This window comes from Methylobacterium sp. J-072 (assembly GCF_022829425.1).
Classification (GTDB): Bacteria; Pseudomonadota; Alphaproteobacteria; order Rhizobiales; family Beijerinckiaceae; genus Methylobacterium.
Map to the genome: position 1 here is coordinate 55,059 of NZ_JAKSYK010000192.1, position 21,337 is coordinate 76,395.

Annotated in this window: 16 protein-coding genes and 2 tRNA genes; 7 read left to right on the forward strand and 11 right to left on the reverse strand. The window is 70.4% G+C overall.

Going from position 1 to position 21,337, the window contains the following annotated elements:
- Positions 1-16: 16 nt before the first annotated feature.
- Both MKK67_RS24030 and MKK67_RS24035 read right to left on the reverse strand, forming a co-directional pair.
- Positions 17-235 (reverse strand): hypothetical protein, encoded by a 219-nt coding sequence (locus MKK67_RS24030; protein ID WP_243970222.1) that lies wholly within the window; start codon positions 233-235, stop codon positions 17-19.
- A gap of 285 nt (positions 236-520) precedes the next feature.
- Positions 521-596 (reverse strand) — tRNA-Asn (locus MKK67_RS24035).
- A 456-nt stretch (positions 597-1,052) separates the two neighbouring features.
- Here MKK67_RS24035 and MKK67_RS24040 point away from each other — a divergent pair.
- From MKK67_RS24040 to MKK67_RS24050, 3 genes are all read left to right on the forward strand, one after another.
- On the forward strand, positions 1,053-1,196 hold the full coding sequence (locus tag MKK67_RS24040; protein ID WP_243970225.1) for a hypothetical protein: 144 nt from the start codon (positions 1,053-1,055) through the stop codon (positions 1,194-1,196).
- Positions 1,197-1,454: 258 nt separating this feature from the next.
- Positions 1,455-3,134 carry a methyl-accepting chemotaxis protein gene (locus MKK67_RS24045; protein WP_243970227.1) on the forward strand — a complete coding sequence of 560 codons (1,680 nt, stop codon included), beginning with the start codon at positions 1,455-1,457 and terminating at the stop codon, positions 3,132-3,134.
- Positions 3,135-4,130: 996 nt separating this feature from the next.
- On the forward strand, positions 4,131-5,819 hold the full coding sequence (locus MKK67_RS24050) for a methyl-accepting chemotaxis protein (RefSeq protein WP_243970229.1): 1,689 nt from the start codon (positions 4,131-4,133) through the stop codon (positions 5,817-5,819).
- Between the two features lie 87 nt (positions 5,820-5,906).
- Here the strand turns inward: MKK67_RS24050 and MKK67_RS24055 are convergent.
- From MKK67_RS24055 to rocF, 3 genes are all read right to left on the reverse strand, one after another.
- A tRNA-Cys gene (locus tag MKK67_RS24055) sits at positions 5,907-5,980 on the reverse strand.
- A gap of 165 nt (positions 5,981-6,145) precedes the next feature.
- Positions 6,146-7,003: an urease accessory protein UreD gene (locus MKK67_RS24060; RefSeq protein ID WP_243970231.1), complete on the reverse strand. Its 858-nt coding sequence runs from the start codon at positions 7,001-7,003 to the stop codon at positions 6,146-6,148.
- Positions 7,003-7,971, reverse strand: a complete 969-nt coding sequence (rocF, locus tag MKK67_RS24065) for an arginase (RefSeq protein WP_243970233.1) — start codon at positions 7,969-7,971, stop codon at positions 7,003-7,005. Before rocF ends, MKK67_RS24060 begins: the two co-directional genes overlap by 1 nt.
- Positions 7,972-8,395: 424 nt before the next feature.
- Between rocF and MKK67_RS24070 the strand changes: the two genes are divergently transcribed.
- On the forward strand, positions 8,396-10,543 hold the full coding sequence (locus MKK67_RS24070) for a methyl-accepting chemotaxis protein (RefSeq protein WP_243970237.1): 2,148 nt from the start codon (positions 8,396-8,398) through the stop codon (positions 10,541-10,543).
- Between the two features lie 47 nt (positions 10,544-10,590).
- On the opposite strand, the gene MKK67_RS24075 is transcribed toward MKK67_RS24070, so the two are convergent.
- Together MKK67_RS24075 and MKK67_RS24080 are read right to left on the reverse strand one after the other, a co-directional pair.
- Complete coding sequence (locus MKK67_RS24075) at positions 10,591-12,000, reverse strand: ATP-binding protein (RefSeq protein WP_243970239.1); 1,410 nt, start codon at positions 11,998-12,000, stop codon at positions 10,591-10,593.
- Positions 11,997-12,752 carry a response regulator gene (locus MKK67_RS24080; RefSeq protein ID WP_243970241.1) on the reverse strand — a complete coding sequence of 252 codons (756 nt, stop codon included), beginning with the start codon at positions 12,750-12,752 and terminating at the stop codon, positions 11,997-11,999. Before MKK67_RS24080 ends, MKK67_RS24075 begins: the two co-directional genes overlap by 4 nt.
- Before the next feature lie 116 nt (positions 12,753-12,868).
- Between MKK67_RS24080 and MKK67_RS24085 the strand changes: the two genes are divergently transcribed.
- Both MKK67_RS24085 and MKK67_RS24090 read left to right on the forward strand, forming a co-directional pair.
- A complete protein-coding gene (locus MKK67_RS24085; RefSeq protein WP_243970243.1) occupies positions 12,869-14,113 on the forward strand; it encodes an acyl-CoA dehydrogenase family protein in 1,245 nt (414 codons plus the stop codon).
- 119 nt (positions 14,114-14,232) lie between these two features.
- On the forward strand, positions 14,233-16,089 hold the full coding sequence (locus MKK67_RS24090; protein ID WP_243970245.1) for a glycoside hydrolase family 15 protein: 1,857 nt from the start codon (positions 14,233-14,235) through the stop codon (positions 16,087-16,089).
- A gap of 251 nt (positions 16,090-16,340) precedes the next feature.
- Here the strand turns inward: MKK67_RS24090 and MKK67_RS24095 are convergent, their stop codons facing one another.
- From MKK67_RS24095 to MKK67_RS24110, 4 genes are all read right to left on the reverse strand, one after another.
- On the reverse strand, positions 16,341-17,870 hold the full coding sequence (locus tag MKK67_RS24095) for a DUF2336 domain-containing protein (RefSeq protein WP_243970247.1): 1,530 nt from the start codon (positions 17,868-17,870) through the stop codon (positions 16,341-16,343).
- Positions 17,867-18,958: a lytic transglycosylase domain-containing protein gene (locus MKK67_RS24100; protein WP_243970542.1), complete on the reverse strand. Its 1,092-nt coding sequence runs from the start codon at positions 18,956-18,958 to the stop codon at positions 17,867-17,869. Before MKK67_RS24100 ends, MKK67_RS24095 begins: the two co-directional genes overlap by 4 nt.
- A gap of 90 nt (positions 18,959-19,048) precedes the next feature.
- Complete coding sequence (locus tag MKK67_RS24105) at positions 19,049-19,678, reverse strand: flavin reductase family protein (RefSeq protein ID WP_243970250.1); 630 nt, start codon at positions 19,676-19,678, stop codon at positions 19,049-19,051.
- Positions 19,679-19,705: 27 nt separating this feature from the next.
- The gene (locus MKK67_RS24110) at positions 19,706-20,269 is read right to left on the reverse strand and encodes a nitroreductase (protein ID WP_243970252.1); all 564 of its coding nucleotides are present in this window, start codon (positions 20,267-20,269) and stop codon (positions 19,706-19,708) included.
- Positions 20,270-20,404: 135 nt separating this feature from the next.
- Here MKK67_RS24110 and MKK67_RS24115 point away from each other — a divergent pair, with 135 nt between their 5' ends.
- The gene (locus MKK67_RS24115) at positions 20,405-21,331 is read left to right on the forward strand and encodes a hypothetical protein (RefSeq protein ID WP_243970254.1); all 927 of its coding nucleotides are present in this window, start codon (positions 20,405-20,407) and stop codon (positions 21,329-21,331) included.
- Positions 21,332-21,337: the final 6 nt, after the last annotated feature.

Here is a 21,337-nt window from a genome sequence, read left to right on the forward strand (position 1 = left end):
GCCGCGCCGCCAGCCTTCACAGCCGCAGTTCGATGCGCTCCGCGGAGAGCGATACGGCATCGGGCCGGTGGTCGGTCTCGCCCACAGCGTAATCGACCGCGGCCTCCCGGCTCCGAAACAACCCGCCGGCCCGCCCATGGATCTCGACGGCCACCCAATGGCCCTCGGGATCCTGCCCGACGACGAACCGGGCGGTCTCCCCCGCCGGGGCGATGATGTGAAGGGTGGGCGACATCGGACGTCTGGGGTTGCCGCGATCCTCCGGGGACCGCGGCCTCAAGCTGGGCCGGGACGCGTGAGGGTTCGAGCGGGAAACCGGGCCAATCGCGTAAGTGTCGCGTTAGGATCCGCAAGTCAGGCGCGGCCGTCCTGGAACGGGTCTTGCCGCATTGTGATGCCGATACGAACAGCACTGCCGCACGATGCGACCACTGAAACGCGAACGCTATTCCCGCACCTCGCAACCCGGTGCGGGAGCGAAAGCTAAAAGCGCAACGTTTTGAGGATCTTGGAAGGCTGATGGCTCCCCGAGCAGGACTCGAACCTGCGACAAGGCGATTAACAGTCGCCTGCTCTACCAACTGAGCTATCGGGGATCACGAGCGGGTCTCTACACACCGCTCTCGCGGGACGCAAGACCCTGATTGGCGTGATCGACGGGCTTCGTGAGCGCGTGCCCTCTGTGAACCGCTCGATGGGGTGTTTTGCCGGCGCTCAAACGGCAGAGATGTTGCCTTTCTGCAACATGCCGTTCAGGCGCCGGCCGGATGGAGCGTGCAACCGCGGCCGGATTGGATTCGGCGCGCGGGTTCCGGTGCGATGCAGCGGGGTCATCCCGCCGTCATGGCCGCCACCTAGGGGTCGGGCCGCCGAATGCAGCGCGGTCCGATGCCCGTCCCACTCAGTCTCGATCCAAAAGGCCCGTCCGCCGTGTCCACCGTCCATGCCGCGGCCCTCGACCGGCGATACGCCGACATCCGGCGCGATCGGGTTTCACGCGTAGGATTAGACCGCAGGGGCTCGTTCGCCTCGTCTCCGGAGGCTTGACGAGGGTGCACGATCCCGATGGCACCCATGAGGTCTTCGAGGCCGATCGCGAGCGCGGGAGCCGCATGCCCGACTACATCGGCCTATCGCTGATCGGGTTCCTAATCGTCGCCGTCGCGGCGCGCGTGATCCTGGCGCATTCCGTTTGAGATGGCCCCGTCGCGCAATCGGACAGTGGAGCCGCACCGCGAAGGTCAGGTTTCCCGCCGCCAAGATGATGCGATGATCGAAGATTTCGAGCGTGATTTGTGTAATCCTGACGCGCATTTTGTCTTCGTGATCATCAATTATAGTTCAAAAATCGAAGTATAAGCGATACGCGTTTGCCGGCTATATTTAACGCCGGCGCAAGCGTTGCTATAGTACGACCCCGTCCATCGATTCGTCCCGAAACCGGTCTCCTTCTCATGCGCATCTCTCTCGGCCTCAAGCTGACGGCGGTCGTCGGCCTGCTAGGCTTCGTGGCGGTCGGCATTTCGGCCTTCGCCATTCGCCAATCGCTCTGGGAGCAGGAGCGCGCCGCCGCCACGGACAAGATCTGGAACGCCGGCCTCCAGGCCGGTGCGCTGGGCCAGGCGATCGAGCACGCGGTCGTGCAAGCCACGGCCCTCTACACCGCCGACGACACGGCGGAGGCGCGCACGCGCTTGTCCGCGCTTCACGACGCCCTGGCGGCGGTGGAGCAGGTCCGCGTGCCGTTCCTGGAGGCGATGGAGGATCAATTGCCGCCGGACCGGCGCCGCCGGTTCGACCTGTTCGTGAAGGAATTCATCGCCTACCAGACCGACACCGCCGAGCTCGGCCTGACGATCTCGCCCAAGGCGGCCCTGATCCAGGCCACCGACGAGGCGACGGTGAAGAACCGCGAGCACATGATCACCGAGATCGGCCTGCTCGGGCGCGAGGTTCTGGCCCGCCTCAACGAGCGGCGCGCCGCAGACGCCGCGGATCGCCGCCAGGCCCGTTTGGCGTTGATCGTCGTGCCGGCCGTCGCGCTCGCCCTCGGACTGCTCGCCGCGATCTGGATCATCCTCAGTCAGGTCAAGAGGCCGCTCGACCGCCTGAAGGCCAGCATGACCGCCCTGGCGGCCAACGACCTCGGCCGCACCATCCCGTTCACCCACCGCCGGGACGAGATCGGCGAGATGGCCGACGCCATCGCGGGCTTCCAGACCGCCTTGCTTGAGAAGCGCGGGCTCGACGCCGAAGCGCAGGCCCGCCGCGACCGTGACCGCGTCCGGACCGAGCAGCTGGCCGCGGCGACCCGGGCCTTCGAGGGCGAGACGCATCGCGCGGTGGCGGACCTCGCCGGATCGGCGGACTCGATGCAGGAGGCGGCCGCGACGCTGACCGGCACGGCCGGGGACATGGCCGCCCGGGCCGCCGTGGTGGCGGGGGCCTCGAGCCAGACCGCCGGCATCGTCGACAGCATCGCCAGTGCTGCCGAGGAGTTCGCAGCCTCCGCCCGGGAGATCGAGGCGCGGGTCCGGCACACGAGCGAGATCGCGGCGACAGCCCTCAACGATACCAAGCAACTCGAAGTCACGGTCTCCAGCCTGTCGCAGGCCGCGGCCGAGATCGACGCCGTCGTGACCCTGATCCGCACGGTGGCCGAGCAGACCAACCTGCTCGCCCTCAACGCCACGATCGAGGCGGCCCGCGCCGGGGCTGCGGGGCGCGGCTTCGCCGTGGTGGCCGCCGAAGTGAAGGCGCTGGCCGGCCAGACGGCGCTCGCCACCGACCGCATCACCGGGCAGGTCGGGGCGATCCAGGGCGCCGCGTCCAACACGGTCGACGCCATCGGGTCGATCGGCGAGACCATCGCCCGGATGAGCGTCATCGCCTCGGAGGTGGCCCAGGCGGCGGATCAGCAGGGTGCCGCCAGCCAGGAGATCGCCCGCGCCATCGCGGGTGCGGCGGCGGATTCCCACAAGGTCTCGGAGAGCGTCGGGGGCGTGCGCGCCGCCGCGACCTCCAACGAGGTCCAGGCCGAGCAGGTTCGGGGCAGCGCCTCCCGGGTCAGCACCGGGACCCGGACCCTGCAGCAGGCGATCGAGACCTTCCTGGGGCAGGTTCACGCCGCCTGAGGCGCGTCGCCGCGTCTCGACGCGGTCGAGGATGGGTCCAAGTCTTTGATATGGCCCCGCCTTTGATGTGACCCGCTCGCAGTCGCCGAACCGGCATCCGTTTCGGCGACGCGCCGTTCAGCCGATACGGCCGAACGGCGCCCTCCTTCGCCGCCTAGGATATTCACCCATCGGCTCGCGGAAGGCGGGACGGGCTCTCCTCCCCCTTGCGGGGAGGAGTTGGAGGTGGGGGTGGTTCAGAAGGCACCGTCAGGCTCGCTCCTGCACCACCCCCACCCCTGGCCCCTCCCCGCAAGGGGGAGGGGAAAAGCTTGGTGCAGCAAGCGCTTGCTAACGGACCCGATGTGTGAATCCGTTAGCCTTCGCCGCCACCCTGCCGGGCACCGCCCCGGCCTCGCGGTGCGCAGGCCGATCCCGGTCGCCTTCGCCGGTGCGTGAGCCAGGCTGCTCAATCCGTCGGCCGCGCCTCATCCCGACAGCAATGTCCCTGAACGCGAAACTCAAAGGCGTAGGGCGCGGATGTTTCCGATTCCGCATGCCAATTCGGCATCTGTCGTTTGACCGTTCACAGAAATGACGATGGTCAATATTGTAAAGAAACGCGCATTAAAATTCAGCCGATACTTATCAACTCAATTTTCAAATATTGACAACTTTCGCGTGTATTGACGTGCTAAGGTTTGTGGCGGTATCTCTATAGCCGTGCTGAAATCAGCCTCGACAACCTGACTTGCCCACCCATGTCTGCATTGCCGATCTCCAGTCCGACGGAGCTATCCCGTCATCGCCGTCCTCGCCACGCCAATCGGGCTGAGGCTTCGCCCTGCCGATAGCTGATCCGCGTTCGACGGCGGCTGTCGCGCGCTTCTTGAGGCCCGGACGCGCTTTCCGACTGATCACCGGATGATCGCGGGAGCGAAGACGCGCCCATCAATACATTGCATTGCGACGACGCCATCGCGCGTCGGTACGATTGAGAAGGTTCTCGTGTTTCAGATGCGCAATTCTTTCGGTTTCAAGCTGGCGGCGGTCGTCGGCCTGCTGGGCTTCGTCGCAGTCGGAATCTCGGCCTTCGCCGTGCGTCAATCACTGTGGGAGCAGGAGCGCGCCGCTGTCACGGACAGGATCTGGAATGCCGGCCTTCAGGCCGGTGCGCTGGGCCAGGCCATCGAGCACGCGGTCGTGCAGGCCACGGCGCTCTACACGGCCGAGGACACCAACGAGGCGCGCACGCGCCTGTTCGCATTGCAGGAAGCCCTGGCTGCGGTGGAGCAAGTCCGGGGGCCGTTCCTGGAGGCGATGGAGCATCACCTTCCGCCGGAGCGCCGGCGCAAGTTCGATCTGTTCGTGAAGGAATTCATCGCCTACCAGACCGAGACGGCGGAGCTCGGCCTGACGATCTCGCCGAAGGCAGCCCTGATCCAGGCCACCGATGAGGCGACGGTGAAGAACCGCGAGCGCATGATCGCAGAGATCGGCTCGCTCGGTCGCGAGGTGCTGGGCCGCCTCAACGATCAGCGCACGGTCGCGACCTTGGAGCAGAGCCGGGCGATCCTCGCGTTGATCGTGGTGCCGGCGGTAGCGCTCGCCCTGGGGCTGCTCGCCGCGATCTGGATCATCGTCGCCCAGGTCCAGCGGCCCTTGGCCAGGCTGAAATCCGCGATGCAGGCCCTGGCGGCGGATCGGCTCGACAACGTGGTTCCGTTCACTGACCGGCAGGACGCGATCGGCCAGATGGCGCATACGATCGCGGCGTTCCAGGCGGCGATGATCGAGAAGCGAACCCTCGACGGCGACGCGCGCGCCCGCACCGCGCGGGACCTCGTCCGGACCGAGCGGCTGGCCGGGGCGACCCGGGCCTTCGAGAAGGAGACGCATCGCACCGTGGCGGATCTCGCCGCCTTGGCGGAGGCCATGCAGGTCTCGGCCGACGCGCTCTCCGGCCTCGTCGGCGAGACGACCGCTCAGATGGCCGTCGCCGCGGAGGCGTCTGACCAGACCGCCGGCGTCGTCGTCAGCATCGCCAGCGCCGCGGAGCAATTGTCGGTCGCGGCCCGGGAGATCGAGAGCCAGGTCCGGCATACGAGCGTGATCGCGTCGACGGCGCTCTCCGACACGCAGGGGCTGGTGGCGACGGTGACGACCCTGTCCCAAGCCGCCGACGAGGCCGGGACCGTGATCGCGCTGATCCGCGCGGTCGCCCAGCAGACCAACATGCTCGCCCTCAACGCCACGATCGAGGCGGCGCGGGCCGGTGCTGCGGGGCGCGGCTTCGCCGTGGTCGCCACCGAGGTCAAGGATCTGGCAGCGCAGACCGCGCAGGCGACCGACCGCATCGCCCACCACATCGGGGCGATCCAGGCGGCCGCCGCCGACACGGTCGGGGCGATCGGCTCGATCGGCACGGTCGGGCAGACGATCGCGCAGATGAGCTCCATCGCCTCCGAGGTCGCGGTTGCGGCCGACCAGCAGGGGCAGTCGAGCCAGGTGATCGCCCGCGCGATCACCAGCGCGGCGCTGGAATCCCGAAAGGTCTCGGACAGCGTCGCAGGCGTGCGGGCCACCGCGGCCTCGAACGAGCAGCAGGCGGAGCATGTCCGACAGAGCGCCCTGCAGGTGAATGCCGGCACGCACAGCCTGCAACGGGCGATCGAGACGTTCCTGGCTCAGGTCGCGGCGGCTTGATGCGGAGGCCGGGGCAATCGCTCGGCCAGGTGCGCTGCACCTGGAATGCCGGCGGCCTGATCTGAACGGCGCTGATCAAAAAGACGATGGAGGCCTCGCCCGGAATCGAACCGGGGTGCAAGGATTTGCAGTCCTCTGCGTAACCACTCCGCCACGAGGCCCCTCGTCGCGACGCCGCGGCGTCGCCCTCGGAGCCTGACGGCCGGCTCCGGGTGGGCGTCTCTAGCAGAGGTCGGTGGCGGCAGGCAACGGTCGCGATGCGGCTTCTGCGCGGGAATATGATCGTGGTCGGGGCCGTCAGGCTATCCGGTCCGGCGCCGCGCTCTTCAGCTCTGCCAGACTCGGGGCATCGGCCGATCGCGATAGGAGGCCAGGACGCGGGCGACGAGGCCGCGCAGGGGGCCGACCGCCTCCGACAGGGCCCGGATGACGAGGTGCCCGTTCCAGGCGCTCGCCGCCGCCTCGATTCCCGGCGTGGTTGCCTGCTCCAAGAGAACGCGGGCTTCGTCCAGGCGGCCCTCGGCGCCGTCGGCGACGTCGAGCAGGGTCGCGCAGGCCCGCGCGCCGCCGCCGATCGCCGGTCGCGTCAGAAGATCGGAGATCGGGCCATCGAGCCAAAAGCTGTCGGCGTAGACGAGCCGCCCGGCCCGGCGCACGCGCCAGGCATCCGCGAACAGTCCCGCCTGGATCCGCTCGCCCCGGGCGGCGCGGCCGAAGGCCACGATCTCGACGGCGAGCAGGGCAGCGCCTTCGGCTAAATCCGCATCGAAGTGCCGCCGCACCCGGGCGCGATCGAACAGGATCGTCTCCTGCGGCAGCCAGGCCAGCCGGGCGCCCTCTCCTAGGGTGACGCGGTTCTCGATCCGGCTTACCGGCCCGTCCGAGCGATAGATCTTTTCCGCCGCCGTGGTGGTCAGGACCAGATCGGCCCCCGGGGCGAGATCGAGGGCGATCGTGAAGGCATCGCCGCACGCGACCCCGCCGGCGGTGTTGACCAGCACCGCCTCCAGCGCGCCCTCCCCGCGCGGAAAGCGCAGCCGCGACGGGCCGGATTCCGAGAGATCGATGATTCGGGTCGGGCCGGCGCCGCCGAATGGGCCGGCGCGCAGGTGGACGCGCCCAGTCGACCGCTGGCGCGCTGGCGCCTCGGGTGAACGATGAGCGTCGCCTCGGCTGCCCTCCATCAGCGACGGCCAGCTTGGTCGCTCGCGACGGCTTCGATCGCGGGGGTTGGCCGATCCAGGATGCGCCGGCCGAACAGGCTCGCCACCAGCTCGACCAGCACCCGGGCGCTGCGCCCCCGATCGTCCAGGAACGGGTTCAGCTCGACCACGTCGAGGGACCGGACCAAGCCGGAATCGTGCAGCATCTCCATGATCAGATGCGCCTCGCGGAAGGTCGCGCCCCCCGGCACGGTGGTGCCGACACCGGGCGCGATCGACGGGTCGAGGAAGTCCACGTCGAGACTGACATGCAGATGCGCGCCGTCCCGGGCCACGCGGTCGAGCACGCGCCGCAGGGGGGCGACGACGCCGAACTCGTCGATCGTGCGCATGTCGGTGACGCCGACCCGGCGTGCGGTCACCAGGGCGCGCTCGCCGGCATCGATCGAGCGCAGGCCGAACAGGTGGACGTTCTCCGGCGGCAGCGGCGCCGGCACCGGTTCTGCGAACAGGCTGGGGAAGCCCGGCTCGCCGCAGAGCGCCGCCAGCGGCATGCCGTGGACGTTGCCCGAGGGCGAGGTCTCGGGCGTGTTAAAATCGGCATGGGCGTCGAGCCACAGCACGAACAGCGGTCGGCCCTCCCGGGCGCAGTGGCGCATCGCTCCGTCCACCGAGCCGAGGGACAGGCTGTGGTCGCCGCCGGCGGCGAGCGGCACGGAGCCGGCCTCGAGGGCAGCCTCGACCGCCCGAGACAGGGCGCGGGTCCAGGCCGCGACGGCTTGCAGGCCGCGCCCGTCGGCCGGGCCATCGGGGACGACGTCGCCGTGGTCGACCACCGCGTGGCCCAGATCGGACAGGGTCCGGGCGAGGCCGGCCGTACGGAGCGCTGCCGGGCCCATGAGCGCGCCGGGCTCGCTGGTGCCGACCTCGATCGGTGCCCCGATCAGCGCGATCCGGCGCGCCTCCTCTCGGCTGGTCTCGCTCGTCATCCGGTCCCCTCGGTCCAGGTGAAGGTCTTAGCTTGAGGTTTTGGCGCTCCGCCGATGCTCTAGGCGGACTTGCCGGGGCAAGCCACCGATTCGCGTCCGCGCTTCCCGATCGCCAGCAAGCGCCGGGCCGCGCTTCCATGAATGCGGTCGCGCCGGCTGGGCGGGGCCGTCCGGGGTGCCAACGGGGAGGTCATGCGCGCAGCATCGGTTTTCAAAGGCCGTATTCATGCGGATTCGGCGATTCATCTAGGGCAGCCCCCGCTTATGTCCCGGCGCTGTTGGGCAAATATTGGAAGATCTACTATCCAGATAGATTAGCTTGAACGCAACGAAAGCATGCTTTCGGTCTCACGTTTACCAGATTTTAGTGACATTGCCCTAAGGTTGCGCCAGTTTATCAATCCGAAGACGTTGTGGGCCTGTCATGGTGATGCTTTCGCGGCTGAGTGCGCGCCTGCCGGCGATGACGATCGGATTGGCCTTGCTCAGCGCCACCGCGATGGGCGGCTTCAGCTGGTATTCCGCCAAGTCCGGGTTGATCGACGCGGCGAACGAGCGCTTGCAGCTCGCCGCTGCCGCGCGTCGGGACGGGATCGAGCTGGTGGCGGACCGGATGCAGGCCGACTTCCTCGCCGCTGCGGGGCATCCGCAGATCGTCTCGAACTTCCCCGACCTGATCGAGACCCTCGACCCGGCCAAGCCGGAGACGGCTGCGGTGGTCGAGGCGTTCCAGGCGCCGCAGACCGTCGAGGCGCGGGTCGCGCTGGACGGGAGCGGCATGTACGGACGCCGGCACGTCAAGGTCCAGGAGGTGGCGCGCAAGCTCGTCGCCCAGGCCGGCTATGCCGACCTGCTGTTCCTCGATGACAACGGCCGCATCGTCTACACGACCACCAAGGGCGGCGACTTCGCCAAGTCGGTGGCGGAGGACGGCTTGAAGGGTACGGCGCTCGCGCGCCTGGTCGAGCGGCTCAAAGCTGCCGACCCGAGCGCGGTCCTGTTCGAAGACTTTGCGGCCTATCCGGTAGACGGCGTGCCGGCGGCCTTCATCGGCCGGGCGATGACCAAGCGGGCCAACGTCGCCATGGGCACCGCCCAGGCGGCGGAGCGGATCGGCTTCATCGCCATGCGGGTGACGCCGACCCTGTTCGATCAGGCGCTGGCCAAGCGGACCGGCCTCGGCGAGACCGGCCAGGTCCTGGCCGCCGGTGCCGACGGGCGCCTGCGCAGCAACCCGCCGCTGAGCCAGGCGGTGAAGGCCGGCGACGGCCTCGCGCCCCTCGGGATCGCGGCGGACCGCCTCAAGGCCGGCGGCGGCTTCGAGTTCCCGGCCGCGGACGGCCCGCACATGGCGGCGGCCTCTTCGGTCAGCGTCCTGGGCGCGCCCTGGACCGTGGTGGCCGAGCAGTCGCAGGCGGAGGCGATCCACGCCGTGCAGGCCCTCTCGCGCACCCTGTTCCTGATCGGGCTCTGCGTCCTGGGGGGAACCGCCCTGCTCGGCATGCTGTTGGCGCGCTCGATCGTGTCGCCCCTCGGTGCGCTCACCCGCGCCCTCAAGGCGCTCGCCGACCGGCAGGCCCTCACGGATGTGCCGGGCAGCCGGCGCCGCGACGAGATCGGCGACATCGCCCGCGCCGTGGTCACCATCCGCGACGTGTCGCTTGAGGAGGCGGCGCAGCAGTTGCAGACCACGGAGGCGGCGCGGATGCGCGAGGAGCAGGCCCGCCGGGTCATGCTGCAGGACCTCGCCAACGATTTCGAGCGCTCGGTCGGCGGCATCGCCGAGGGGCTGACCCGGGGTGTCGCGGCGCTTCAGGATGCGTCCGGCACCATGCGGGCCGCCGTGGCCGGCACCTCCGAGCGCTCGACCAGCGTCGCCAGCGCCGCGCGCCAGACCGCCGACAACGTCGACGCCGTCGCGGCCGCCGCGGAACAGCTCGGTGCCACCGTGCAGGAGATCGGCCGTCAGGTCGAGCAGGCCGCCGGCATGTCGGCCACGGCCGTCGACGAGGCCAAGCGGGCCGAGGGCACGATGGCAAATCTCGCCGCCGCCGCCACCCGCATCGGCGACGTGGTCGGGATGGTCTCGACCATCGCCGGCCAGACCAACCTGCTCGCGCTCAACGCCACGATCGAGGCGGCCCGCGCCGGCGAGGCCGGCCGCGGCTTCGCGGTGGTCGCCGCCGAGGTCAAGGAACTCGCGACCCAGACCAGCCGGGCCACGGAAGAAATCAGCCGTCAGGTGGCGTCGATCCAGGCGGTGACCGGCGGCGTCTCCGAGGCGATCCAGGGCATCGTGTCCCAGATCGAGGCGATGAACCACGTCTCCACCAGCATCTCGGCCGCCGTCGAGGAGCAGGGCGTCACCACGCAGGACATCGTCCGCAGCATGGGGCAGGCCTCGACCGGGACCAGCGGGATGACCACCGACATCGCCGAGGTCGCCCGGGTCGCCGGCAATGCCGGCCAGGCCGCGTCTTCGGTCGCGCAGGCCTCGGACGACCTCGCGGCCCAGTCGGAGCGGCTGCGCGCGGAGGTCTTCCAGTTCCTCCAGAACGTCCGGGCGGCCTGATACGACCCGTAAGTCTCCGACCCCTTAAGTCCCCGGCCCGGACGGTCTCAGGCCGCCCGGGCCGGCAGCGGTGATGCCGGCTGCGCCGTCCGCCCCGCATAGACCTGCGCGGCCAGGGGCAATTCGATCGCGGCGCAGAGTCCGCCCTCGCGCCGGTTCTCCAGGATCAGCCGGCCATTATGCGCCTCGACGATCGCCAGCACGATCGACAGGCCGAGGCCGAAGCCGCTGGCCTCGTTGAGGTTGCGGGCGCGGTCGCCGCGCACGAAGGGCTGGAGCATCGCGTCGCGCTCCGAATCGGGGATGCCCGGCCCCTGATCGAGCACGCAGACCCGGATGCCCCGCTCGGAGGTCTCCATCCGGACCTCCGCCCGTCCGCCATACTTGACGGCGTTGTCCACCAGATTGGTGATCGCCCGCTGTAATTCCTCCGGCCGCCCCTGCACCAGGACGTGGCGGCTGCGCCCGACGCTCACCGCCGCGCCGAAATCAGAGAAGTCGTCGCAGACCGTCTGCACCACCGAGGCGAGGTCCACGAGGCCGAGGCTGCCGGCATCGCGGGTCTGCCCATCGCGCACGAAGGAGAGCGCCGCCTCGACCAGCCCGTTCATCTGCTCCAGGTCGCGCAGGGTGGCGGTGCGGGTGTGCTCGTCCTCGATGAACTCGGCGCGCAGGCGCAGGCGGGTGATCGGCGTGCGCAGGTCGTGGCTGATCGCGGCCAGCATCTGGGTGCGATCGTCGATCAGGCGGCGCACGCGCGCGCGCATCCGGTCGAGCGCCCGGGAGACGGCGAGCACCTCGCGGGGCCCCGCCTCCGGCAGGGCGACGTGGTCGTCCCGCGTGCCGAACGCCTCCGCGGCGCCGGCGAGCCGCGCCAGCGGCGCTGTCAGCGCCCGGGTCGCCCAGACGCAGAGCAGGGCCAGGGTCAGCGCCAGGAACACGACCGTGAAGATCAAAGCCCCCTGCCGGGGCGGGCGCAGGGGGCCGTTCGGCAACGTGGCCTGGAGGGTCGCCCCGGTCGGCGTCACCACCCCGATATGCAGCAACCCGTCCGACTGCGCCTGCTCGGGATCGATGGTGGAGAGATCGACGACAGTCACCGGCCGGCCGGCGCCGACGCGCAGGCGGTTGATGACCGGCAGGTTGGGTACGGGCGCCGCGCCCGGCGGCACCGTCCCGTCCCAGGCCTCGACCCGGACCAGCGGCAGGCTGCGCCCGCTCGCCAGCAGGGCCGGCCGCACGGCCGGGTCCGCCTCGTCGAGGAGCCGCACCAGCGTGGACAACCGGCCCGCGGCGACGCCCGGCAGCGTATCCGGGTTCTGCGGTTCGTGCAGGAGCAGGAACGCCGCGGTGGCGACCATATGGGCCACCGCGATCCCGGCCACGACCAAGAGAGCGATCTGGCCCGCGATGCTCTGCGGACGCAGCCGGGCGCGCAGGCGCTGGAACGCGGTCATGACCGGGTCACTTCGGGCGTGAACAGGTAGCCGCCCGAGCGGATCGTCCGGATGAATTCGGGGTTGCGCGTGTCCCGCTCGATCTTCTGGCGGATGCGCGAGATCAGCACGTCGATGCTGCGCTCGAACGGCCCGGCCGAGCGGCCCTGGGTGAGATCGAGGAGCTGGTCCCGCGACAGCACGCGGCCGGGCCGCAGGCAGAGCGCGTGCAGGAGGTCGAATTCCGCGCCCGTCATGGCGATCCGGGCGCCCTCCGGCGACAGAACCTGCCGGAGCGACACGTCCAGCGTCCAGCCGGCGAAATGCAGGCGCCGGCGCTCGTCCGGATCGGGCGCCTCGGCGGCGACCCGGCGCAGGATCGCCCGGATCCGGGCCAAGAGTTCCCGGGGGTTGAACGGCTTGGCGAGGTAATCGTCCGCGCCGAGCTCCAGGCCGAGGATGCGGTCGACCTCCTCGGATTTTGCGGTCAGCATCAGGATCGGGATCTGTGACGAGGCCCGCAGGCGCCGGCATAGGCTCAGCCCGTCCTCACCCGGGAGCATCAGGTCGAGCACGATCAGGTCGATGCGCGATTCCGCCAGCGCCCGGTCCATCTCGGCGCCGTCGCCCGCGAGCGTCACACGACAATCGTTGCCGCGCAGGTAGCGGGCGACCAGGGCCGAGATCTCCCGGTCGTCCTCGACCACGAGGATGTGGGGTGTGGCGGGTGCGGTCATCGCGCAGGAATCGGCGAGCGGATCGGCGAGCGTCATCAGGTGATTATGCGCCGAAGCGGCGATTATTCGAAGATGCGCGCGGGAACCATTTTGTAAGCGCGTGTTTCCAGCACAGCCGTAGCTGTGGCGGCGAATGGATTCCGGGAGAGACCATGACCACCAAGGCGGCCAAGCCGGATCCGATCGCGCCGAAGCCGCCCGAACTGGCCTCGCCGTGGCACACGCCCGCGCGGGCCGCGCTCCAGGCCAAGGCCCGTGATTTCGCCCGCGACACGGTGCTGCCGCTCGCCGACGAGCTCGACCGGCAGAAGGCCGAGATGCCCCGGTCGCTGATCGACACCATGGCCGAGAAGGGCTGGTTCGGCATCACGATTCCCGAGGCGCAGGGTGGCCTCGGCCTCGGCGTGTTCGAGTATTGCCTGGTCTCAGAGGAATTGGCCCGGGCCTGGCTGTCGGTGGGCAGCATCCTGGCCCGCGGCCAGGGGCTCGGCACTCAGACCCTCGACCCGGAGCGCCGGGCCGACCTGCTGCGGCGCTCGGCCAAGGGGGCTTGGATCGGCTCGATCTCGCTGTCGGAGCCCAATGCCGGGTCCGACCTCGCCGGGGTGCAGACCCGGGCGGTGCGGGACGGCGACGATTGGGTGCTCACCGGCACCAAGCGCTGGGCCGGCTTCGCCAAGGGTGCCGACTTCGTCGAGGTCCTGGCCCGCACCCGCGATCCGGAGCCCGGCGAATCGCGCTCGGCCGGCCTGGAGCCGTTCTTGGTGGTGAAGGACCGGGACAGCTTCCCGCCCGGCATGACCGGCCGGGTGATCGACAAGATCGGCTATCACGGATTCCAGACCTTCGAGCTCGATCTCGACGGCGTGCGCGTGCCCGAGAGCGACCGGCTCACCGGCCTCTACGGCGACCAGGGGGCGGACGCCGATTCCGGCGGCTTCGCCTCGGTCCAGCGCGGGCTCAACATCGCCCGGGTCCACACGGCGGCCCGGGCGGTCGGGGTGGCGCGGGCGGCCGTGGAGGATACGCAAGCCTACCTGCAGGAGCGCGTCCAGTTCGGCCACCCGATCGGCGATTTCCAGGCCCTGCGCTTCGCGCTGGCCGACATGGCCGCGGAGGTCGCCCAGGCGCGGGCGTTCTGGCATCAGGTCGCCCACCTCCTCGATCAGGGCGAGGCGGCCGAGAGCGAATCCGCGATGGTGAAGCTGCTGGCCACCGAGATGGCGGTGCGCGTCACCAACCAGGCGATGCAGCTCCACGGCGGCAACGGCTACACCACCGAGCGGCGGGTCGAGCGTTACTGGCGCGATGCCCGCCTGACCACGATCTTCGAGGGGACCAGCGAGATCCAGCGGCGGATCATCAGCGACCGGATGCTGCCGCGACCGGGGGCGTGATCGATCGCGGCTCCGTGCGGCGAATCGTCGAGCCGGACTCCCCGCCCCGTCCGGTCTGGCTACCTCATCGGGATCTCTCTTGCGCCGCACCATCGGCGCAGCCGCCATTCGGAAGCCCCGTGTCGAAGCCCATCAGCGATTACGCCCTCATCGGCGACACCCATTCCTGTGCCTTGATCGCCCGGGACGGCTCGATCGACTGGCTGTGCTGGCCGCGCCACGACTCGCCGGCCCTGTTCCTGAAGCTCCTGGACGACGACAAGGGCGGCGCGTGCAGCCTCGCCTTCGAGGGGCTCGAGGGCACCGAACGCCGCTATCTGCCCGACACCAACATCCTGGAGACCACCTTCACCACCGCCACCGGGCGCGCCCGGTTGCTCGACCTGATGCCGGTCAGCCCGCCGAGCCCGGAGCCCGACGAGGGCCCCGACGGCGAGGGCGAGAGCCGGCTGATCCGGCTGCTCACCTGCGAGAGCGGGGAGATCACCGGACGGTTCGTGGTGCGCCCGACCTTCGACTACGCCCGCCGCCCCTGCACGCCGATCGTCGAAGGCCGGTCCGTCCTGTTCGAGGCCGGAGATTGCCGCCTGCGCGTCAACGCCTTCCCGCAGCCGGACCTGGCGGGCGACGAGGCCGAGGTCGCCTTCAGTCTGACCGAGGGCGAGACCGCCTATCTGGTCCTGACCCATGGCGAGGACAACGAGGACGCCTGCATCGACGATTTCGCCGGCGCCCAGCGCCGCCTGGAGACCACGACCGAATACTGGCGCCGCTGGAGCGCCCGCAATTCCTATCAGGGCGCCTACCGGGATGAGGTGATGCGCTCGGCCCTGTGCCTCAAGCTCCTGACCTACTCGCCCACGGGCGGGATCGTGGCGGCGGCCACGGCGGGGCTGCCGGAGGCGGTGCCCGGCGACCGCAACTACGATTACCGCTTCACCTGGATGCGCGACGCGGCCTTCACGGTCACCGCCTTCGTGATGCTGGGCTATGTCCGCGAGGCCGCTGAGTTCCTGCGCTTCCTGCGCGAGCGGGACGGGTCCTACGGACGCGACACCAAGCTGATGTACGGCATCAGCGACGGCATGCCGTCGGAGGAGGTGCTGGACCACCTCGCCGGCTGGAACGGCGTCGGCCCGGTGGTGATCGGCAACCTCGCCGAGGCCCAGGACCAGCACGACATCTACGGCGAATTGCTGCGGGCGCTCTGCGTGTTCCTGGAGGCGGTCGATTACGACCCGCCCGAGAAGGTCAACGACCGCCTGCCCGAGGTGCTCGACAACCTCACCGCCCGGGCGATCCGCCACCGGCACGACGCCGATAACGGCATCTGGGAATTGCGGACCGGGCCACGCCACCAGGTCCACACCAAGGCGATGATCTGGGTGGCGCTGACCGACGCCGCCCGGATCGGCCGCAACATCAAGGGCGTCCCCGCGGAGAAGATCGCCGCGTGGGAGCAGATCGCATCCGAGGTCCGGGCGGAGTATCTCGACAAGGGCTGGAGCCCGGAGAAGCAGGCCTATACCGGCGCCTTCGAATCCCACCACCTCGACGCCGCCGTGCTGCGCGTCGCCCTGTTCGGAGCGCTCGATCCGTCCGAGCCGCGCACCCGCGCGACCCTCGAGGCGATCGAGCGGGAACTCGGCGACGGCGACCTGATCTACCGGTACCGCATGGATGACGGCCTGAAGGGCGATGAAGGCACGTTCACGGCCTGCGCGTTCTGGCGGGTCGGCTGCCTCGCGCTCGACGGCCGCACCAGCGAGGCGAAGGCGGTGTTCGAGCGGCTGATCGCGCGCGGCAACGATGTCGGCCTGTTCGCCGAGGAGATCGACGCGGCCACCGGCGAGCAGCGTGGGAACGTGCCCCAGGGCTTCTCGCACATGGCGCTGATCAACGCGGCCCTGCGGCTGGAGGACAGCATCGACCGGTTCGGCTTGGTCGACGCGGTCGAGCGGCGGGCGGCCGAATAGGCAAAGTCACGGCCGTGTCCCTCGCCCCGTTTGCGCCGGGCGACATCCAACTCACTCGACGGCCCGGACATCGCACGGAGGCTGAAGCTTTTAAGCCGTCATTCCGGGGCGCCGCAGGCGAGCCCGGAATCCAGATCCACCGCCGATGCAGGGCCGTGCGACACCTGCGTTTCTGGATTCCGGGGCTTCGCTTCGCGGCCCCGGAATGACGGAGCGGGTTGTGTAGACCAGCGATAGGTTCCTGGCTTCGGTCAGGCCGCGATCCGGATCACCTCGTCCGACCCCGCATCAGCAGTGTCGCGGCTGGCGCGGAACTGATCCAGCAGGTCGGCGCCGAGCCCGTCGAGGACTTCCTGCATGGCGGCCTGGACTTCAGGATCCTCCTCCTTCGGCTCCGTGCGGTACCAAGCCAGGATCTGCTCGGGCAGCGCATCCAGGATCGCGCCGACCGGGTTGGGCACTTCGGCCTCCGCCGGCTCGCCTTGCGCAGCCTCGAACACCACCGGATCGGCGGTCTCGATCGGCGCCGGCGCGACGACTTCGACGGCGTTCTCCGGTTCGGCGAAGGCGGTGCGGCGCTGGCTCTCCAGGGCGGCGCGCCAGGCGGCATCCGTGGCCTCGGCGTCGCGGCGGACGGCTTCCCGGGCCATGGCTTCGGCCGCGACGGCTCGGGCGACTTCGCGGGCCTCGTCGCGGGCGGCCTCGGCCTCGTAGCGGGTCAGCAGCGCGACCACCGCGTGCATCTCCGGCGCCGGCAGGTCGGTGCAGGCGTCGATGGCGGATTCGATCATCCGGCGCGACAGGCCGGCGCCGCGCAGGCCGGTCGGTCCGCCGGCTGCTTGCCGCGCGGAAAGGGCCGCCTGCATCGCCGGCAGCAGCGCGTCGGGCAGCCCGGCCTTCCGGTGCAGCTCGGCGAAGGACCGCGGCTCCCGCATGGCCCGGGCGATCCCGACATGATCCTGGCCCGACAGGTCGGCCAGCGCCGCCTGCACGAAGTCGGTCCGGCCCGAGAGCACGGCCCGGAGGATCAGGCCCGCGGTGAGCTGGCGGGTCGTGCGCAGATGCGTCACGAGGCGCGCGACCCCGGCAGCGCCGGATTGATCGCAGGCCTCCAGGGCCACGCGCTCGCCCGCCTCGCGGCGCATCCGGTCGCAGCGCTCGGTGCCGAGCCAGCCGCGGTCTGTGACGAACAGCGACAGGGCCTCGGCCACCGCGAGTCCGATCGCGTAGCGCACCTCCGGCGGCAGGTCGGGTCGGCGCAACAGCGCTTCGCGTAAGCGCGCTTCGTCGCCGCGGCGCTCGATCATGCGCAGCATCCGGCCGGCGGTGATCTTCGCCGTGGGGTTCCCGGCGAGCACCACCAGGGTGTCCAAATCGCCGATCTCGGCCAGAGCCCCCGAGACCGCGTGTGAGAGATGATGGCGGGCGGCGATCACCGCCCGGGTGGCCTCGTCGCCCAAAGCGGCGGCATCGACCAGATCCGCATCGGTCAGCACCGGCGAGCGCGCCAGGACCAGACGCGCCACCTCGGGCACGTCGCAGGACAGGGCGACCACCAGGGGCCGCGGTGTCCGCGCGGAGGCCGCGCAGGTCTCGGCGAGCGCCCGGCGGACCAAGGGAGACGGATCGTCGAGCAGCGACAGCAGCGCGGTCTTGGCCTCCCAGGCCTCGTCGGCGGAGAGGTCGCCGTAGAGGTACGCCCGCGCCAGCGCGGTGGTGGCCTCGGCTCGGCGGCCGGCCGAGGCGTTCTGGGTCCAGGCCAGGAACTCGCGGATGATCATGGGCCGCTCCGGGGGGCGAACAGGCTGGTCCTGGTGCCGGTGGTGGATCCCGCGCCGGCGAGATCGGCCGGGCGGCGGGGCGGCAGCGGCGGGTTGACGAGGGCGAGACCGGCCGGCGTCGGCGCTGGTTCGGCGAGGGCGCCTGTGGTCGCCGGCTCAATCGCGGCAATGCTTGGTGGAGGTTCGGCGCCCGAACGCGGAAAATAGGTCGGCGCGGCGTGCTGGGTCGGCGGCGCCGCGTTGCGGGCCTGCCAGAGGCGCGCCACCGCGTCGGACGCCGCTCCGCGCTGATCGGTCTGGAACAGGCTGCGCAGGTCGGAGCTGCCGCCGAACGCCGTTGCGGTGCTGGCATAGGCGGTGGCCGCCTGGGTGGCGGGGGCACCGTCCTGGCGCAGGGCGGTCAGGTCGGTGGCAGCGGCGGCGCCCTGCGCGGCGGCCGACAGGCTGGCATAGAGTTCGGCGGCACTGCGCGGCCGGCCGGCCCGGTCGTAGAACAGGGCCCGGTTGGCGGCGGCCGCCTCCGGCAGGTCGAGGGCGGCGGCCCGGGCCGGGAAGGCGCGGGCGGTGGAGATCAGCGCGGCCGCGCCCTTGGCCCCCAAGACATGCGCCGCATAGAGGTCGCCCGATGTCGGGTCGCGCCCGAGGGCCGCGGCAAGCGCGTCGGAATTCTGCTGGGTCAGGGCTCCGGCCAGCGTCGCGGAAATCTTCGGATCGCGCCGCAGATCGAGGATCGCCTGGCGCTGGTCGGCATCCGGGACCGTGTAGGTGCCGTCCGGCTGCCGGGTGATCGCGTCCGCATGCGCCTGAAGGCCGAGTTTCGGCCCGGCATTCTTCATCACCCCGAGCCAGGTCTGCTCGATGAACTGGAACAGGCCGGTGGCCGACGAGGTCCCGGCCTTGGCGGCGGGATCGAGGGCGGATTCCCGCCGGGCCGTGGCCAGGAGGTAGTCGAAGCCGACGCCGCTCGCCATCGCGCCGTCGCGGATCGCCTGGACCACCGGCCCGGAGGCGGCCGCGCCCGACGCCGCTCGTCCTTGCGCGGGCGAGCTGCTCTCCGGTGGGCTGGACGGCGTGGTGAACAGGAACATCCGGGCGCGCACGGGGTCTGAGGACACCGTGAACCTGCGCCGCTTATGGTAAACAACTCCTCAATCGACGTTGCGCCGCGATATCTGGTTTCAGGACCCGGTGAATTCGGCCGCGCCCTTCGGCCGGCGCATCTGGAACCGGGTGTCGGCGGTGGCACGGAAGTAATCGAAATAGCCGCCGCGCAGGATCGGATGCATCGCCGCCGTGTCGACCATGCCGTCCGTGACAAAGCGCTCGTCGACGTAGATCGACACCACCTGCCCGATCACCAGAAAGTTCTCGGCTTCGCCGCCGCCGAGCGGCACCAGCGGGACGGTCTGGAGCCAGCGGCATTCGAGAGCGGCGGGCGAGGCCGCCACCCGGGGCGGACGCACCTTCTGCGACGGGGCGGTCTCCAGCTTGGCGAAGGCGAACTCGCTCTCGCCCCGCGGCAGCGGCGCCGAGGAATCGTTCATCCCGTCGCGCAGGTCCCAGGTCGCCAGGCTGCAGACGAACTCGGCCCCCTCCTCCGCGAAGGTCATGGCGTCCTTCCGGCCCGAGGACGAGAACGCCACCATGTTGTCGGCAACCGCATTGAAGAACGAGTACGGCGCGAGATTGAGCTTGCCGTCCCGGCTCATGGCGCTGATCCAGCCGATCGGCCGCGGCGCGACGATCGCCTTCAGCGGGTTGTGCGGCAGGGCGCGCGCCTCGCGCGGGGCTTCGAGATCGTAATGCACGGGTGCGCCTTCTGAGGTCGGTCTCGCTCAGAGATAGGTCACGATCTCGGAAAGACTCGGCCGCGGCCGATCGGACGGTACCTCGCGCGCCCGGCCGATATGCACGAACCCAGCGAGCTTTTCGGACGGCGCGAGGCCCAGCGCATCCAGCACCCGGCGATCGTAGGCGTACCATTCGGTCAGCCAGGACGTGGCGAAGCCGGAGGCGTTGGCCGCGATCACGAGGTTCATCGTGGCGGCGCCCACCGAGAGCAACTGCTCCCAGTCCGGGATTTTTATATGTGGGCCGGTGCGGGAAACGACCGCGACGGTGAGCGGCGCGTGCATCAGGCGGCCGCGTTCCTGGGCCAGCCGCTCGGGGGTCGCCTGGGGATTGTCGGCCGCGAACGTGGCCGCGATGGTCTCGCCGACCCGTTCCCGGGCCGCTTCGGCGATAACGATGAACCGCCAGGGCGCCAGCTTGCCGTGATCGGGCACCCGGGAGGCGACAGTCAGGATGGTCTCGAGCTGCGTGCGGTCCGGCCCCGGGCCGTCGAGCAGCAGGGGCGGCACCGAGCGGCGCGTTGTCAGGAGGTCGAGGGTGGCGTTCATGCGTCCTGTCCCGCTGGGAGATCGGCACCCGGATGTGGCATGCAGGGCCCGGCGGTGGAAGAGCGTGCGGCCTTGCCGTCGCCATGGTCCGAAGGCAGAGGCGGGCCCGGATACGGCTTGATGAGGATTCGACCGATGCGCACGAGGCTTGCCACGATGGCGGTGGCAATTCTCCTGCCGGCCCATCTCGTGCCGGCGAGCGCGCTCGCGCAGCAGGGCGTGTTCCAGAACCGCCTCGGCGATCCCCTGCCCTCCCCGTCGATCACCAGCCCCAGCCTGCCACCCAGCATGCCGCCGGCCGAGCCGGAGGCGCAGCTGTCCCTGTCGGCGCTTCTATCCGGGGCGGGCGTGCCCCTGCGCCAGGGGCTGGCCTGGCGGATCTACGAGGATCGCGGCGACGGCACCCGGCCGTCGATCGTCGGCCGTTCCACCGAGGCCGAGCCGAACTTCACGCTCGCTCCGGGCGCCTACGTGGCGACCGTGACCTACGGCTTCGCCAGCGCCTCGAAGCGGATCGTGATGGGCGGCCAGCCGGCCACCGACACCCTCCGGGTCGCGGCCGGCGCCCTGAAGCTCGCCGGGGCGGTCGGCGACCAAAAGATCCCGGCCGCGCAGGTCTCGTTCTCGGTGTTCGTGCCGGTGGGGACCAATTCCGAGGGCCGGCTGGTGCGCTCCGGCATCAAGGCCGGGGAAATCCTGCGCCTGCCGGAGGGCACGTATCACGTGGTCTCGACCTATGGGGAGTCGAACGCGATCCAGCGGGCCGACCTGCGGGTCGAGAACGGGAAGGTCACGGAGGCGACGCTTAACCACCGCGCGGCCACCGTCACCCTCAAGCTGGTCGCTGCCCCCGGGGCCGAGGCCTATGCCGGCACCGCCTTCTCGGTGCTGACGCCCGGCGGCGACACGATCCGCGAGGCGATCGGCGCGTTTCCGCAAGTGACCCTGGCCGAGGGCGACTACGTGCTGATCGCCCGCCATGACGGGCAGGTCTATACCCGCGAGTTCAAGGTCGAGAGCGGGCTCGACCGGGACATCGAGGTGGTGGCCAAGGCCGGCTGAACCCGG